This is a genomic window from Pseudomonas sp. GWSMS-1 (assembly GCF_049847425.1).
Taxonomy (GTDB): domain Bacteria; phylum Pseudomonadota; class Gammaproteobacteria; order Pseudomonadales; family Pseudomonadaceae; genus Aquipseudomonas.
This window is the reverse complement of record NZ_JBMHHV010000005.1, coordinates 2,555,471-2,568,487: the sequence shown is the minus strand read 5'-3', so window position 1 is coordinate 2,568,487 and position 13,017 is coordinate 2,555,471. Positions and strand designations below refer to the sequence as shown.

20 protein-coding genes are annotated in these 13,017 nt (G+C 59.8%); 1 reads left to right on the top strand and 19 read right to left on the bottom strand.

Translation table 11 applies throughout. From position 1 onward, the window contains the following. Positions 1-10 precede the first annotated feature (10 nt). Positions 11-814, top strand: a complete 804-nt coding sequence (locus ACEPAJ_RS15765) for a substrate-binding periplasmic protein (RefSeq protein ID WP_425916013.1) — start codon at positions 11-13, stop codon at positions 812-814. Here the strand turns inward: ACEPAJ_RS15765 and ACEPAJ_RS15760 are convergent. The 19 genes from ACEPAJ_RS15760 to ACEPAJ_RS15670 form a co-directional block, all read right to left on the bottom strand. Further along, the gene (locus tag ACEPAJ_RS15760) at positions 811-1,224 is read right to left on the bottom strand and encodes a SufE family protein (RefSeq protein ID WP_425916011.1); all 414 of its coding nucleotides are present in this window, start codon (positions 1,222-1,224) and stop codon (positions 811-813) included. The two genes, ACEPAJ_RS15765 and ACEPAJ_RS15760, sit on opposite strands and share 4 nt — an antisense overlap. Then, complete coding sequence (locus tag ACEPAJ_RS15755; RefSeq protein ID WP_425916009.1) at positions 1,221-2,426, bottom strand: aminotransferase class V-fold PLP-dependent enzyme; 1,206 nt, start codon at positions 2,424-2,426, stop codon at positions 1,221-1,223. The genes ACEPAJ_RS15760 and ACEPAJ_RS15755 overlap by 4 nt, the downstream gene beginning before the upstream one ends. An 82-nt stretch (positions 2,427-2,508) precedes the next feature. Continuing rightward, a complete protein-coding gene (gene dapD / locus ACEPAJ_RS15750; protein ID WP_425916007.1) occupies positions 2,509-3,543 on the bottom strand; it encodes a 2,3,4,5-tetrahydropyridine-2,6-dicarboxylate N-succinyltransferase in 1,035 nt (344 codons plus the stop codon). A gap of 38 nt (positions 3,544-3,581) precedes the next feature. Then, positions 3,582-3,929, bottom strand: coding sequence for an ArsC family reductase (locus ACEPAJ_RS15745; RefSeq protein WP_425916005.1), 348 nt, complete (start codon positions 3,927-3,929; stop codon positions 3,582-3,584). 67 nt (positions 3,930-3,996) lie between these two features. Continuing rightward, on the bottom strand, positions 3,997-5,106 hold the full coding sequence (locus tag ACEPAJ_RS15740; RefSeq protein ID WP_425916003.1) for a phage integrase Arm DNA-binding domain-containing protein: 1,110 nt from the start codon (positions 5,104-5,106) through the stop codon (positions 3,997-3,999). Continuing rightward, positions 5,087-5,329: an excisionase gene (locus tag ACEPAJ_RS15735; RefSeq protein WP_425916001.1), complete on the bottom strand. Its 243-nt coding sequence runs from the start codon at positions 5,327-5,329 to the stop codon at positions 5,087-5,089. The genes ACEPAJ_RS15740 and ACEPAJ_RS15735 overlap by 20 nt, the downstream gene beginning before the upstream one ends. Before the next feature lie 775 nt (positions 5,330-6,104). After that, positions 6,105-6,725: a hypothetical protein gene (locus tag ACEPAJ_RS15730; protein ID WP_425915999.1), complete on the bottom strand. Its 621-nt coding sequence runs from the start codon at positions 6,723-6,725 to the stop codon at positions 6,105-6,107. Further along, positions 6,722-6,922: a hypothetical protein gene (locus tag ACEPAJ_RS15725; protein ID WP_425915997.1), complete on the bottom strand. Its 201-nt coding sequence runs from the start codon at positions 6,920-6,922 to the stop codon at positions 6,722-6,724. Before ACEPAJ_RS15725 ends, ACEPAJ_RS15730 begins: the two co-directional genes overlap by 4 nt. 2 nt (positions 6,923-6,924) lie before the next feature. Continuing rightward, on the bottom strand, positions 6,925-7,134 hold the full coding sequence (locus tag ACEPAJ_RS15720) for a hypothetical protein (RefSeq protein ID WP_425915995.1): 210 nt from the start codon (positions 7,132-7,134) through the stop codon (positions 6,925-6,927). After that, positions 7,134-8,156, bottom strand: coding sequence for a hypothetical protein (locus tag ACEPAJ_RS15715; RefSeq protein ID WP_425915994.1), 1,023 nt, complete (start codon positions 8,154-8,156; stop codon positions 7,134-7,136). The genes ACEPAJ_RS15720 and ACEPAJ_RS15715 overlap by 1 nt, the downstream gene beginning before the upstream one ends. Next, positions 8,153-8,356: a hypothetical protein gene (locus tag ACEPAJ_RS15710; RefSeq protein WP_425915992.1), complete on the bottom strand. Its 204-nt coding sequence runs from the start codon at positions 8,354-8,356 to the stop codon at positions 8,153-8,155. Before ACEPAJ_RS15710 ends, ACEPAJ_RS15715 begins: the two co-directional genes overlap by 4 nt. A gap of 244 nt (positions 8,357-8,600) precedes the next feature. Further along, a complete protein-coding gene (locus ACEPAJ_RS15705) occupies positions 8,601-8,798 on the bottom strand; it encodes a hypothetical protein (protein ID WP_425915990.1) in 198 nt (65 codons plus the stop codon). 351 nt (positions 8,799-9,149) lie between these two features. Further along, entirely contained in the window at positions 9,150-9,578 is a 429-nt protein-coding gene (locus ACEPAJ_RS15700; protein WP_425915988.1) for a hypothetical protein, read from the bottom strand. A gap of 72 nt (positions 9,579-9,650) precedes the next feature. Then, positions 9,651-9,968, bottom strand: a complete 318-nt coding sequence (locus ACEPAJ_RS15695; RefSeq protein WP_425915986.1) for a hypothetical protein — start codon at positions 9,966-9,968, stop codon at positions 9,651-9,653. Continuing rightward, complete coding sequence (locus ACEPAJ_RS15690) at positions 9,968-10,366, bottom strand: hypothetical protein (RefSeq protein ID WP_425915984.1); 399 nt, start codon at positions 10,364-10,366, stop codon at positions 9,968-9,970. Before ACEPAJ_RS15690 ends, ACEPAJ_RS15695 begins: the two co-directional genes overlap by 1 nt. Positions 10,367-10,412: 46 nt before the next feature. Beyond that, positions 10,413-10,919 carry a single-stranded DNA-binding protein gene (locus tag ACEPAJ_RS15685; protein WP_425915982.1) on the bottom strand — a complete coding sequence of 169 codons (507 nt, stop codon included), beginning with the start codon at positions 10,917-10,919 and terminating at the stop codon, positions 10,413-10,415. Beyond that, the gene (locus ACEPAJ_RS15680) at positions 10,919-11,200 is read right to left on the bottom strand and encodes a hypothetical protein (RefSeq protein ID WP_425915980.1); all 282 of its coding nucleotides are present in this window, start codon (positions 11,198-11,200) and stop codon (positions 10,919-10,921) included. Before ACEPAJ_RS15680 ends, ACEPAJ_RS15685 begins: the two co-directional genes overlap by 1 nt. Before the next feature lie 751 nt (positions 11,201-11,951). Beyond that, positions 11,952-12,104 (bottom strand): hypothetical protein, encoded by a 153-nt coding sequence (locus tag ACEPAJ_RS15675; RefSeq protein ID WP_425915978.1) that lies wholly within the window; start codon positions 12,102-12,104, stop codon positions 11,952-11,954. 299 nt (positions 12,105-12,403) lie between these two features. Continuing rightward, complete coding sequence (locus tag ACEPAJ_RS15670) at positions 12,404-12,982, bottom strand: DUF4760 domain-containing protein (RefSeq protein ID WP_425915976.1); 579 nt, start codon at positions 12,980-12,982, stop codon at positions 12,404-12,406. Positions 12,983-13,017 lie beyond the last annotated feature (35 nt).

Below are 13,017 nucleotides of genomic sequence, written 5' to 3'. Positions count from 1 at the left end.
GGTGTTTGTGTTGTCCCTGTTGCATCGTGCGCTAAACCGTCCCCTGCGTTATCTGCTGCCGCTTGCGCTCCTGCTGAGGGGCCTGGATGTCAGTGCTCAACCGGTTGTGCGTGTTGGTACCGGCGACTGGGCGCCTTATGTTGACCAGCAGCGCGAGGATGGTGGTGCGCTGGCACGCTTAATCCGTGAGGTTTTCAATGCGGCAGGCTACCAGGTCGAGTTCGTTTACCACCCCTGGGAGCGCAACCTGTTAATGCTGCAGCAGGGCAGCCTGGATGCGGTGATGCCCTATTCCTGCTCAGCGCAGCGACAACGCATCAGCGCCTGCAGTGACCCTCTGGTGCAGGGCGAATTTGTACTGTTCCAGCGCAGCGAGCAGCCGCTGGATTGGGCGACTGTCGAAGACCTCAAGGCGCTGTGCATCGCCACCACACTTGGTTACTCCTATGGCCCGCAGTTTGATGCGGCCCTGCAGGCTGGGGAGTTGCGCGTGCAGCAGGGTGGCAAAGAAGGCACCGGTTTACGTTTGCTGAGCCTGGGCCGTGTGGACGCCTTTGTGCAGGACCGTGCGGTGGGTTATGCCATGTTGCGCCGCATGTTCTCACCGGCTGAGCGTGCGGCTATCAGCCATCACCCGCGTATTCTCAATCGCGAGTCGCTGCACCTGCTGTTTCGCAAGAACGAAGCCCAGGCCGATGAATTGCGTGCGGTGTTCAATGCCGGTTTGCGTCAGCTGGCCGTGAGGGGTGAGGTGCAGCGATTGCAGGAGCATTTAAATTCGCTCGACCTTGCTGCGGGTCAGAACGCACTTTAAGCGTCGCTTGCCAGTAACTGCTGCATGCGTGTGAGCACGGCCTGTAAGCCATTGCTGCGAGAGGGTGAGAGGTTGCGCGCCAGGCCGAGTTGGGCAAACCAGTCGGGCAGGTCCAGCTGCTGCATCTCCGTCAGGGTCAAACCGTTGACCCGTACCAGCAACAAGGCGAGCAGCCCGCGCAGCAAGCGTGCATCGCTGTAAGCGCGAAATTGCCGGTATTGCCCTGTTGTCTCGATCAGCAGCCAGACCTGACTTTCACAGCCGCTGACCCGATTGTCTTCACAGCGTTCGCTGTCGCTGAGTGGCGCCAGCTGCTCGCCCCACTGCATCAGCAAGCGTGCCCGTTGTTCCCAGCCCTGGCAGGCGCTGAAGGCCTCCAGTGCGGCTTGGGCGCTGGTGGGCAGGCTCATTGCAACAGCTCCAGGGCTTGGTCCAGTGCGGTGAAAAGGCGCTGTAGATCAGCCGTATCGTTATACAGCCCGAGGGATACGCGAAGCGCGCCGCTCAGGCCGAGACCTTGCAGCAAGGGCATGGCGCAGTGATGGCCGGCGCGCACGGCAATGCCTTGTTCGCTCAGCAGGTGGGCGAGGTCGGCATGGTGCACCCCCTCGACCACGAAACTGGCCAGGGCGACGTTCGGCGTGCCGAGCAGGCGTAGCCCCTGGCGCTGCTGCAGGCCGCTGAGCAGCTCGGCGTGTAAGGCGGCTTCATGGGCACCAACGGCATCGGCATCGAGGCTGCTCAGATAATCCAGGCTGGCACCGAGGGCAATCACCGAGGCAATCGGTGGCGTACCAGCCTCAAAGCCCAGTGGTGCGGGGCGGAAGCTGGCGTTGCGGTAGTCGGTGTGCAACAACATCTCCCCGCCAAACTGCCAGTGCGCCAGTTGTTCTAAGGCGTGCGTGCGGCCGTAAAGCAGGCCGACTCCGTCCGGGCCATAGAGCTTGTGGCTAGAGCAGACGTAGAAGTCGCAGCCCAGCGCCTGCACATCATGGCAGCCGTGCACCACGCCTTGGCTGCCGTCCACTACGGTCAGCGCGCCTTGCGCCTGTGCCAGTGCCAGCAGTGATTCAAGTGGCTGCCAACTGCCGAGTACATTGGACAGCTGGCTGACTGCGAGCAAGCGAGTGCGCGGGCCGATCAGCTGCGCGGCTTGCGCCAGGTCGATCAGGCCGAGGCTATCCAGCGGCAGCACCACCAGCTTAAGTTCACGGCGCCGAGCCAGCTGTTGCCAGGGCAGTAGGTTGGCGTGATGTTCCAGGGCGCTGATGACGATCTCATCGCCCGGCTGAAACTGCTGTTCCAGGCCATAAGCCAGCAGGTTGAAGGCTTCGGTGGCGCTGCGGGTGAAGATGATTTGCTGCGCGTCGGCGGCATTCAGCCAGCGTGCAACCTGCTCGCGGGTGGCCTCGAAGGCGCGGGTGGCGCGTTCTCCGGGCACATGCTGGGCACGATGCACGTTGGCGGCACCGCCGGCGTAATAGCCGAGCAGGGCATTGAGCATGGCCTGGGGTTTTTGTGCGGTGGCGGCGCTGTCCAGGTAGGTCTGGCCCTCGGCCTCAAGGGCCAAAATGCCAGGGAAGTCAGCGCGCCAGGGGGAGTTCAGTGACATTGGCTTCGGCATCCAGGAGCTGTCTGCTGAGTATAAATAAACAGGCCGGGCATTAGCCCGGCCTGTGGCAACTGCGCTGCGCTTAGTTGTGAGCGTGCAGGGCTTCATTCAGCTCGATCGCTGACTTGTGGGTTTTGCACTCCACGGCGCCAGTTTGCGAGTTGCGGCGGAACAGCAGGTCCGGCTGGCCGGCCAGTTCGCGGGCTTTAAGCACCTTGACCAGCTTGTTGTCGGCATCCAGCAGCGCCACCTTGGTGCCGGCAGTGATGTACAGGCCGGATTCCACGGTGTTGCGGTCGCCCAATGGAATGCCGATACCGGCATTGGCACCGATCAGGCAGCCTTCACCGACGGAGATGACGATGTTGCCGCCACCGGACAGGGTGCCCATGGTCGAGCAGCCGCCGCCCAAGTCCGAACCCTTGCCGACGAAGACACCCGCGGACACGCGGCCTTCGATCATGCCTGGGCCTGCAGTGCCGGCGTTGAAGTTAACAAAGCCTTCGTGCATCACGGTGGTGCCTTCGCCCACGTAGGCGCCCAGGCGAATACGCGCGCTGTCGGCGATACGCACACCCGCCGGCACCACGTAGTCGGTCATTTTCGGGAACTTGTCCACCGAGAAGACTTCGAGCAAATAGCCCTTCAAGCGTGCTTCAAGCTGGCGTTCAGCCAGCTCAGCCAGATCGACTGCGCCTTGGCTGGTCCATGCGACGTTTGGCAGCAGCGGGAAAATACCGGTCAGGTTCAAGCCATGTGGCTTGACCAGGCGATGCGACAGCAGGTGCAGCTTGAGATAAGCCTCAGGCGTGCTGGTCAGCGCAGTATCTTCAGCTAGCAGGGTGGCGACTAACGGCTTCTGGCTTTCGGCCAGGCGGGTGAGCAGGGCGGCTTGCGTCGGGTCTACATTTTTCAACGCTTCGGCCAGGTCGCCGGCTTGAGCGGTAGTGATGCTGATGGCCTGGTTGCCGCCGGTATAACCCAGTAGTTCTTCGACTTTGCTAACCAGCTCGCTGGCTGGGTTGAGCAGTGGCTGAGCGTAGAAGACTTCCAGCCAGTTGCTCTGACGGTTCTGGGTGCCAACGCCGAAGGCCAGGCTAAAGAGGGTGGTGCTCATTTTATTTTCCTTACCGCAAATTCATGTGGGCCGAGTGGTCAACCCAGTTCGGCGGCATAGCGGTCGGCCTTGAAGCCGACCAGGGTCTTGTTGCCGAGATCCAGCACGGGGCGTTTGATCATCGACGGTTGGGCGAGCATCAGTTCGATCGCCTTGTCCTGGTCGAGGTTGCTTTTCTGCACCTCGTCCAGCTTGCGGAAGGTGGTGCCTGCGCGATTTAGGACGATTTCCCAACCATGCTCGTTGCACCACTTTTCCAGGTTGCCGCGGTCGATGCCGCAGGTTTTGTAATCATGAAAGGCATAGCTTACCCCGTGCTCGTCGAGCCAGGTGCGGGCTTTCTTCATGGTGTCGCAGGCTTTGATGCCGTATAGGCTGTAAGTCATTGATTTATAAGGGGCTGTGTTGGCTCTCCAAAACCTCCCCAAATCCTCCCCAAAATTCCGGCGCGCATTATGCCACGTCGATCCACTCGGCCCCGCGCGCATCACGGTACAGGTCGGTCATTTTCGCGTGACGATGACCGAGCAAAGCCTGCGGGTCGCGACCTTCTGCGGCGTGCAGCCTTGCAGCCAGCGAGCGCATTTCATGGAAGGTCGGCGGGTGGTCGCCAAGATCAAGCCCGAGCTTGGTAGCGGCTCGATCCCGGGCCGCGGCAAACTCCTTGCTCAGCGTGTCCAAAACAAGGCTTTGCCCTGCCTTGGCACGACTGATGGTGCGTGCGTGGTGGATCAGGTGCTTGGACACTACCATATCGCGACAGCTTTTAATCACCGCGCCCAGCTCAAGCCCTGTCGACTCAAGCCGCAAGCCGGTACTAATGCGCAGGCGCGCGCCGGTCTTTGACTGGATCACATGCAGGTGATCGTCGCGCACATCCTTGAACAACATCCCCGCCACATCCTCCCGCCGCTGCCCCGTAAGTACAGCCAGCTCCATGGCCCGCTTTAGCCATGACTGCTTGGCCTCCGCATAGGTCGCCTTCCACAGATCCAGGGTCAGGCGCTTCCGCTTGATCTTCACGCGCGCCGCCTTGGTTGCATCTACTGGATTGCTATCCGTCCAGCCAACCGCCATCGCCTCGACGAAAACGTCGCGCAGCAGTGAGCGCATCGCCCTGGACATTTGCCCCTTGCCACCTTTGGCCACGCCCGCCAAGTAGCCCGCCACGTCCATTGTGGTGATCGTCCGTATTGGCTTGCCGCCCAGCGCAACGTCAAGCCGGTTAATCCGCATGCGTGCGTTGCGCACGCTGGCCGGTGATAGCTCGCGCGCCTGATAAATCTCCCGGTACTCGACCAGCCAGGCCGAGAACAGAAGGCCGGCAGGCTCTGGCTGCTCAGTGATCCGCTGCGCCAGTGATACCGGCGCAGCGTTCAACGCATGGTTGGCGGCCACCGCTTCACGAATGGCGGCCTCCTTATCGGTGCCCATGCCAAAGCATCGGCCAGACACTGGGTCGCGGTACTGGTAGTACGTCACGCCATTGCGCTTATCCAGCTTGCGGTACAGGTTCAGGCCGGCAAGGTCTTTGCTGCCTGGATCACGCGGCCTTGGAGACATTGCGGGCGGCCTCTATTCGGTTGAGTAGGCTTGAGCCTCGCGGGATAGGCTGAGGCTTTGGTGGCTCGTGGTAGCGGGCGTCAATCTCAACATAGTAGCTGCGCCCATGCTTTACCGGGGCGGGCTGGATTGAGCCCTCTCTGGCCCACTTGCGCAGGGTGTTGGTGCTGGGCGGCGTTTTGAAGTTCTCGGCCGCCCACTCTTCAAGGGTTGCAAGACTCATTGGATACCTCTCTACCCCTGCCGGGGAGGGTGGAAGGGGTTAGTTGGTTTTAGGCGGGGCAGGTGTAGGCAGCCGGTCAAGCCCGGCCCACCCAGCTCGCGCCGAGACCTTGTCTGCGTACCCGTTCGGCCCTGTGGCGCCGCAATTCATGCACTCGACATAGTGCCCGCGCCTTGCGTGCACACTCCCTCTGATCGCCCTTACCATCCTTGTGTCGCCCTGACCGCAGAAGGGGCACGCTAAGTCCTCCCTTATCGCGCGCTCAAAGAGGTCTTTTGCCTTGGCATCAGACTGCATTGACTGCTGCTCGACCAGCACGTCAAGGGCGACCACAGCTGCATCCCAAACACTTGCTAGGTTGTTCTGTGCACACATTTCATTAAACGATCTGATGGCATTATTAGTGGACTCGGGCGCCCACGGTCTCACTGAAAAGGCGTGAGCGGTCTTGACCAGCTCGCCGCCAAGGGCCGCCCCGATTGCAAGGAATGCGGACTCATCTGGTACGTCTATTATTTTTTTTGAGCGAATATCAGTTATCTCAGACACAGGAATACCTCTCCACCGACTCGCGCCGGCACAGTTAAAGATGGGGTTTAAGTTTCAGGCTAGGCCAGGTGGCTAATGCCTTTTTGTGTGGCGCGGTGAACGGCCAGGCAGATTGCGCCAGAGCTGACGCCGAGGGCTCGGCCGATCCGGCGCCAGGGCATTGGCTTGGGCAGGTGGCGCATTTCGTAGGCCCATACGAGCTGGGCCTTTAGGTAGGCGGGCTGGCTCATGGCTTGAGACTGGCCAGCTTGGCGTCGATAAGACGGTGCAGTCGCTCGCGCTCAACATAAATCGTGTACTCGCAGCAGTGTGCCTTTTCATCCAGCGGCACCGGCTTGCATGGATCAATGCGCGGGAACTTGCTACGCAACAACTCAACCAGCTCAGCGTCAGGCGATGGCTGGGCTGTGTAAAGCGGAACAGCCTTGTTGCCATGCTCATCGAGTAGCTCGCACATGCCAATCGCCGACCGACACCACATGCGAATGTTTCCGTTTTCAGCAAAGGCTGCGTAGGCAACAGGCTCAACTGTCAAGGATTGCTTGACGGTTGATAGTTCTCGCTCAAGCCTGCCGACCTTTGCGCGTAGTTTTGCGTTCATAGCGCCAAGCGATTTGCGGCTGCCTTTTGTATCGTGCTTTACGATTTGCTCTTCATAGCTGCGCGAGTCGGGGTGCCAGGTTGTTACAACCTCAACAGCCTCGCCCCCTTGGCTGGGCAGCTGGGCGCGGTAATCAGGCGAAAGTATTCGACATATCTCGCCGTGCTGATGATCCGTCATCTCTCCGCAAATTGTGCTTTGGCCGCTCGCCCACTTAATAACAAGTTCGTATTTGCCAGTAGTCATAATCCTGCCTCGATCATTCGCCCTTTCAGCTCTGCCGTTTCTTTCATCTCGCTAAGCATCGCAGCGGCGTGCTCGTCAGATATTGCGTGGAAATACCAGCAAAACTCGCCGTCAGGCGTATTGAATTGGAATGTGTACAAGCTCCATTGGATACCATTAACAATGCAGCTAATTGGCAGTTCTACTTTGTCTGACATCGTTAGTTACTCCGCTGCTGGTCGTTGTAGTCCTGCCAGGCCCAGCGCCACACGGCCCAGCGGTTCCAGTGAATGGCTGATTCTTCCTCGTCGCTCTCGCGCTCAAAGAGAAAGTGCCCGCTGTCTAGGCCGATCAGCAAATAGCCTGGCGGCATCTTCTTGATGCCCAGTCGGTTGGTGTAATCGAAGCTGGTGACGTTGTTTGCTGCCATCACCCTTGCTCCTTCTGACTGCCTGCTGATGGGGCGGCGTCTTCTACCGCGCAGCAATCAGCACAGCGGCGTTTTGGCTGATCACCGAAAAACATAAAGCGATGCTGGCAGGCAGCCGATGGGGCGGCGGCTATCCCCGCGAAATACAGTGACTGAGTTTCAACCAAATCCGAATCGAGCCCCTGGCGATCAAGCTCTGCCCATATCGCCGCCTTCATTTCAGGCGTGGCGACACGCGGAACCTGCACCTGCTCACTATGGTTAGCGGATAGGGCGGCGCGGGCGCTCCAGGCCATCCAGGCTTCCTGCTCGGCGGTGTAGTAGTAAACGTCTGGCGCGTTACTGCACTTTTTCAAGCGCTCGACACCACCGCAAAACTTCTCAAGCCGCCAAGCCTCAAACGCCACCCGCTCATCCACCACGCCTGTGATGACAGTAAGTGCTCCAGCAAGGTACTCACGCAGATAGCCTGCCGAGTCCATGTCGTTGGTTGGTTCTTCGTGCGAGCAGCGCTGACACACCCACACTTCATTGTCGAAGCGCTCCATCAGGTACGACAGGGTTTCCCGGTCGCCAGCGCTGGCAGGCTGGTTGAGGCGGGCGACTTCAGATAAGCACGCTTCCCACACCATCCAGCCGAACAGGGCAAAATCGTTTATGTACTGGCCGCCGCTATAGCGCAGTGGAGTATTACCGAGAGGGAGCGGCAAGGTCTTTGCTTTCTCAGCGTAAAAAGCCTCGTAAGCACTCGCATCGTCACGCTCCGGCAGCACCACCCCGCTCGGCTGTGCTTTCATGGCGGCAAGCTCAAGGCGAATCTGGCCCCAATCAACCAACACATCCTCAAGCTCGGCACCAAGCCGCTCAATCTCCCGCGCCTGCTCGGCTATGGTTGTGATCGGCTTACCATCCGCATCCGCATCCGCATCCGCATCCTCGTACTTGGCCAGGCGGGCGCGGAGCACTTCGCAGTTATCAATCGTGGTGTCGATAGCAGTTTCAATTCGGGCTTGTTCGCTCATGGCATGCGCCTCCAGTTCTCGGGGTTGTTCAGCTGTTCGCGGCTGCGGTAGTTGGTGCCTCGGCCAATGCTTTCCAGCTCGCACATGCCGGCGCGCTCCATGACTACCCGGTAAACGATGCCGGTTGATAGCTGCTGGAAGCGTTCGTTTAGCTGGGCGTTGATGCGTTGTACGGCGGCGCTTTCGGTGAAGGTGGTCATGCTGCCTCCATATCGGCGTCATTCCAGCCGCCCAGCCATAGGCAGCGGCGGCGGATATCCAGGGTTGCGAACGGGCAAGCATTGCGCCCTTGTCCGGACTGCCTAGCAATCCGGCCGTCCAGATAAAGCGGGTGCCTATGGGGTGGTATGTCCATTGCTGGTTACTCCGGCGTGATGGGCTGGCAGCAGAGGCAAGGGCATACAGCCATGCGCTGCTTGGTGTGGCGGCAGTAGGTGGGGCGGGTCATCGCGCTATCACGCAGATGTCGTCGATTGTCTGGCCGAATATCTCGCGGGCGGTCTTGGCTGTAATCGGGACAACAATCAGCCCCTGGCTTAGCGCCTCCGCAACATTCTCTGCATCCTGCTCAGCAACGAAGCAGCAGCGGCGGTCTGATGGGTTGATGCCAGCGATGGCGAGAGTGACGGTTTCAATAGGCATGGTTATCCCTCGCCAGTGGCGTGATTCGTTTAAGTGGGGCTGCAACTGCAAAACCAATTTTTGCAATTGCAAAGGAATATTCTGCGGCGTGTGCTTAACTACCGCCGCCAACCTCCCGCCCGAGCATCAGGCAGGGAGTGGGCGGGTAGGGTGGTTACTTCCTGCGCCGGCGGTGGTGGTCGTGAAAGAACAGCTTACCCACCTCACCGCTTGCCGTTGTGAACTCAGTGCAGATGACTACCGTGTCGGCGCCGTCCTGCCGGTGTACTGGCATGGTGTGGAAGGGAAGGTGCAGGCAGTCATTAAGGCGCTTTGAGCAGGCTTGGCAGCGCGATCGCTTGGGGTAGTGGGTCACGGCTTCAAATCGTCCCATGGCTTCCCGATCAGCTCTTTAACCGCGCCCATGCTTTGCAAGATGGCGCTAAGCCGCTCTTCCTGGCTTGCTACCAATGCCTGATCGAGCAGCGCTGACTTGATCAGCCGAAGAACCTCATTGAGCTGTGAGCGGTTCTTATCCATCCGCTCAAGCATGCTGGTTACTTGTCGTCCTGCTCGGCTTACCTGATCAGCCAGGCTTAGCTTTTCGATCAGCTCGTCGTCATCGTCGCGGTCGTCGTAGTCGCCGCCAAGTTTCGTCGCGGCATCTACCCGCAATGCCAGCTCTTCAATCAGAAGCAGTAGGTACTCTTCTCGATCATTGTCAGGCTGGATCGCAAGCCTCAGCTCCATCGGGCCCAGGGTTTTGCATACGACTGGCACGCCCTTGCGGCCAATCAGCACAGATGAGTGCATATCTTTCTCCAGGCAATATCAGCCCGCTGCGCTGCTGGCGCTGGGCTTGGGATAGGGGTGTTAGGGCAGGTCGTCAGCGTCGAGCTTTGCCGCGCGGCGTGCACCTAGGTTGTATAAATCACGCGCCACGTTTTCGTTTATCTCGAAAGTGTGGCGCGGGCTTTTCAGTGCATGGGCGGAGCCTTCAGGCCCCAGGGCATGCAGGTTGATGATCATGCTCTGGATGGCTTCGGATATGACCGTGATGCCGTGCCAGCGCATGAGGTCGGCCAGCATGGCGCGGATGCCGGGGCGTACCTTGTGGCGCAGTTCTTCCTCGCCGGCTGCTGCCGCCTTTTTTGCCGAGTTCGCTGAGCGCTCCTGGGTGGTCTTGGCCATCACGCCTCCAGATCATTTTGGCGGCCGCGTGGGATGCGGTGGGTCCAGATCATGTTGAGCACGTACTTGGGCGTGAGCTTTGGCGTGAAGGGCGCCTGGTCGGCGATGTCTTCAATGGTCAGGCCCTTGCCGGCCAGCTCAGTGATGGCGGCGATCTTTCTTTGCTTGAGCACCATGTTGGGCCGTGGCTTGCGCTCGCCTGCCGTCTTGCGCACACGCACCACCGGGATTGCCTTGGGCTTGTCGGGGCAGTTGATGCGGAAAGCCGGCATGGGCTCGTTGCCGATGCGGATGGGCAGCGTTTGAACGGGGCCGTTGTGGGCTTCGAATGCGGCCATTTTGGCGGCCAGGTTGTGGCGCAAGCTGTTGCGCGCCTCGATGCTTGATTGGTCGATCATGGGGTGACTCGCAAAGAAAAGGGCGCTGTGTGCGCCCTGGTGTTGGTCAGATGATTAGGCACCGAGCGCCCCGGTAGGGGTCGGCAAACGGTATGTCGTCATCGAAGCTGTCGAAGTCCGGTGCCGGTTGCGCGCTGGGCCGGGGTGCCTGCTGCTGCGGGCGGGGCGTTTGCTGGCGATCAGGCGCGCTGCCCGACTGCTGACCTTCTGGCCGGCCGCCAAGCAGCTGCATACGGCCCTGCATATCCACCACAATCTCTGTGGTGTAACGCTTGATGCCGTCCTTCTCCCACTCACGGGTTTGCAGCTTGCCCTCGATGTACACCTGCGAGCCTTTGCGCAGGTACTCGCCCGCAATTTCCGCGACCTTGCCGAACAGCGACACGCGGTGCCATTCGGTCTTCTCGACCTTCTGGCCGGTTTGCTTGTCCGTCCACTGTTCGCTGGTGGCCAAGCTCAGGTTGGTGACCGCGTTGCCGTTGGGCAGGTAGCGGGTTTCCGGGTCTTGGCCGCATGTGCCCACTAGGATGACTTTGTTTACGCCGCGCGCCATTAACCTGCACTCCCGGCCATTGCTGGGGTGCCGGTGTTGCCGCTCACCAGGTCTCGCCCTAGCTGATCGGCCTCAAGGTAGCCTTGGCGAAAGCCAAGCGGCCGGCCGGTGTCGGCGTCACGGATGTGGACCATGCCGCTAAACACATAGAGCTGAACCGCGCGCGGCTTTGGCACTTCTGGCAGGCGCTTGGCTGCGAATGCGGCGCGGGCATGCTCTGTGCCACGCAGCAGGGTGGCAAGGTTTTGAATGGTGGCTTTGGCTTGCTGAATGGCGTTCATGCTGTGCACCTGTGTTGTTAGTACCCATAAGCCAGCCACACCTCACCACCAGACTCCCGCAAGGATGCGGCTTGATGGGGCTGCTTATGGGTACTGGGTAGGGAAAAAGCCCGGCATCGGGAACCCGGTGCCGGGAATCGCGCTGTACGTTCGGGTGGGGCTTTGGGCTTGGCCCAATGATGCGCGGTCACATCGTCGCCCCGCTTGGCCGCTGCCTGTCAGGTGCTGGGCGCAGCCTTCAGGCTTACTGCGCCGCGCAGGTGTTGCGATGGCTTACTTCATGGCTATGGCCTCCGGTTGCGCGCTCACTGGGCACGCAGTGGCCACCTATGGAATTAGTGCCGGTTGCGCCCTCCGGCTGCCTTTGGGTGTAGTAGCCCTGGCGGAATCAATCCCTATGTAAACCTGGCTCGCGAGTGCCGCCTCCCGGCGGTGTACCTACCCAGTCGGAATGAACGATTCGCTCTGGTTGTGATGCGCGAAAGTGCGCATCGGGGTTTGATCTGGCCGCCTCGGTGGCGGTGGCATTTTTTCGGCTCAGCTTTACCCGTTAACCGCTGGTGCTACCCCGGCATACGCCAGACGGGCTGCCAACTTCCAGTTGTGCGCTTTCCTGCGCATCCAGATCACACCCGATACGCCCTGCATGCAGGTGATCGGTGCCTTATGCCCAGGCGGCAAACCTGCATAGCCCCAGCGCGGCATCATGCGTTGCTGGGTGGCGCCCCCGATTTGTCGGTGGGGGATTGGGTTAGCGGTAGCGCTGAACCTGCTCAACTGCATCCATGCGACTAAGAGGACGCAACTGGAAGTGGCGACGATTCAGACTGGTGCGCAGTACACGCGCCATGCTGTGTTCGCGAATAAGCTGCTTGCAGCTCTTATGGTTGTTAGGGCTGGCCATGGTGGTTCCTCTACTCGGTTGTTTTCCCAATGCGCCCTGTTGCCAAGGCGCATCAGTGAAAACTTGGTGTCTCTAAAGAGCATCTCCATCTGGAGCCAGTCGGTCCCTTTGTCAGGGGCTGGGGGATCGGTTCGCCTGTCCCGTGCTAGCCGGCGAGTCTCCGGCTTGTCTTGCTGCCGGTGTTGGCCGGCGATGGAGTAAATATCAACCACGGGTTGATATATGTCAACAACCGAAAGTTGATATTTTATTCCAGGCATAAAAAAACCCGCCGAAGCGGGTTTTTGTGGAGCTTTAGGTTAGGCGTCGCACTTAAGCGGCTCTTGCTCCCAGCGGCGGGCCAGTACCTCGAACTCTTGGAATAGGGTTTCGATCTTGTTCTGGCGGCGCAGCTCCATGATGAAGGCCTTCATTGCCCGCCAATCACGCAGCACTTGGCTGTAAACGGCGCGCTTGTAGATGTTTTCATCCAGTGCGCCTTCACGTATGCCTAGGGCAATAAATTCGTAATTGTTGATGATTGATAGGATGTGCCCGCGTTCCGGGTCTTGGGTCTTATTGGCCGCCGCCAGGGAGGTGAAGTCCCCTCCGGTGTTGTGGATAGACCCAACCGCTTTTTTGGCGGTGGTAAGGGTGTTGTCTGCGCGCTGGGTCATCAGCAGGTCGATGGTGGCCCGTTGCCGTGCAATTTTTTCGTTGTGTTCAATCGACGCCCTGTTGAGTATGCCGTTGTGATTGATCGACTCACGTGACAAGCGCCCATTGAACCATATAGTAAGAACGGCAGCCCCTGCGCCAAGCAGGATGACTGCCGTCTGTATCCAAAACCCTATGGTTTCGCCGAGTATTAGGTACGCTCCTTGTTCCGCTACAGCCATTTAGTAGTCTTCCCAGCCATCTCGTAGGTTGTGCA

Excerpts from the sequence above, each read along its gene's own strand:
- ACEPAJ_RS15710 (WP_425915992.1), bottom strand. The coding sequence starts at position 8,356 with ATGACCACCTTCACCGAAAGCGCCGCCGTACAACGCATCAACGCCCAG.
- ACEPAJ_RS15740 (WP_425916003.1), bottom strand. The coding sequence starts at position 5,106 with ATGTCTCCAAGGCCGCGTGATCCAGGCAGCAAAGACCTTGCCGGCCTG.
- ACEPAJ_RS15680 (WP_425915980.1), bottom strand. The coding sequence starts at position 11,200 with ATGAACGCCATTCAGCAAGCCAAAGCCACCATTCAAAACCTTGCCACC.
- ACEPAJ_RS15735 (WP_425916001.1), bottom strand. The coding sequence starts at position 5,329 with ATGAGTCTTGCAACCCTTGAAGAGTGGGCGGCCGAGAACTTCAAAACG.
- ACEPAJ_RS15760 (WP_425916011.1), bottom strand. The coding sequence starts at position 1,224 with ATGAGCCTGCCCACCAGCGCCCAAGCCGCACTGGAGGCCTTCAGCGCC.
- ACEPAJ_RS15745 (WP_425916005.1), bottom strand. The coding sequence starts at position 3,929 with ATGACTTACAGCCTATACGGCATCAAAGCCTGCGACACCATGAAGAAA.
- ACEPAJ_RS15725 (WP_425915997.1), bottom strand. The coding sequence starts at position 6,922 with ATGTCAGACAAAGTAGAACTGCCAATTAGCTGCATTGTTAATGGTATC.
- ACEPAJ_RS15755 (WP_425916009.1), bottom strand. The coding sequence starts at position 2,426 with ATGTCACTGAACTCCCCCTGGCGCGCTGACTTCCCTGGCATTTTGGCC.
- ACEPAJ_RS15720 (WP_425915995.1), bottom strand. The coding sequence starts at position 7,134 with ATGGCAGCAAACAACGTCACCAGCTTCGATTACACCAACCGACTGGGC.
- dapD (WP_425916007.1), bottom strand. The coding sequence starts at position 3,543 with ATGAGCACCACCCTCTTTAGCCTGGCCTTCGGCGTTGGCACCCAGAAC.
- ACEPAJ_RS15690 (WP_425915984.1), bottom strand. The coding sequence starts at position 10,366 with ATGATCGACCAATCAAGCATCGAGGCGCGCAACAGCTTGCGCCACAAC.
- ACEPAJ_RS15715 (WP_425915994.1), bottom strand. The coding sequence starts at position 8,156 with ATGAGCGAACAAGCCCGAATTGAAACTGCTATCGACACCACGATTGAT.
- ACEPAJ_RS15685 (WP_425915982.1), bottom strand. The coding sequence starts at position 10,919 with ATGGCGCGCGGCGTAAACAAAGTCATCCTAGTGGGCACATGCGGCCAA.
- ACEPAJ_RS15730 (WP_425915999.1), bottom strand. The coding sequence starts at position 6,725 with ATGACTACTGGCAAATACGAACTTGTTATTAAGTGGGCGAGCGGCCAA.
- ACEPAJ_RS15675 (WP_425915978.1), bottom strand. The coding sequence starts at position 12,104 with ATGGCCAGCCCTAACAACCATAAGAGCTGCAAGCAGCTTATTCGCGAA.
- ACEPAJ_RS15670 (WP_425915976.1), bottom strand. The coding sequence starts at position 12,982 with ATGGCTGTAGCGGAACAAGGAGCGTACCTAATACTCGGCGAAACCATA.
- ACEPAJ_RS15705 (WP_425915990.1), bottom strand. The coding sequence starts at position 8,798 with ATGCCTATTGAAACCGTCACTCTCGCCATCGCTGGCATCAACCCATCA.
- ACEPAJ_RS15695 (WP_425915986.1), bottom strand. The coding sequence starts at position 9,968 with ATGGCCAAGACCACCCAGGAGCGCTCAGCGAACTCGGCAAAAAAGGCG.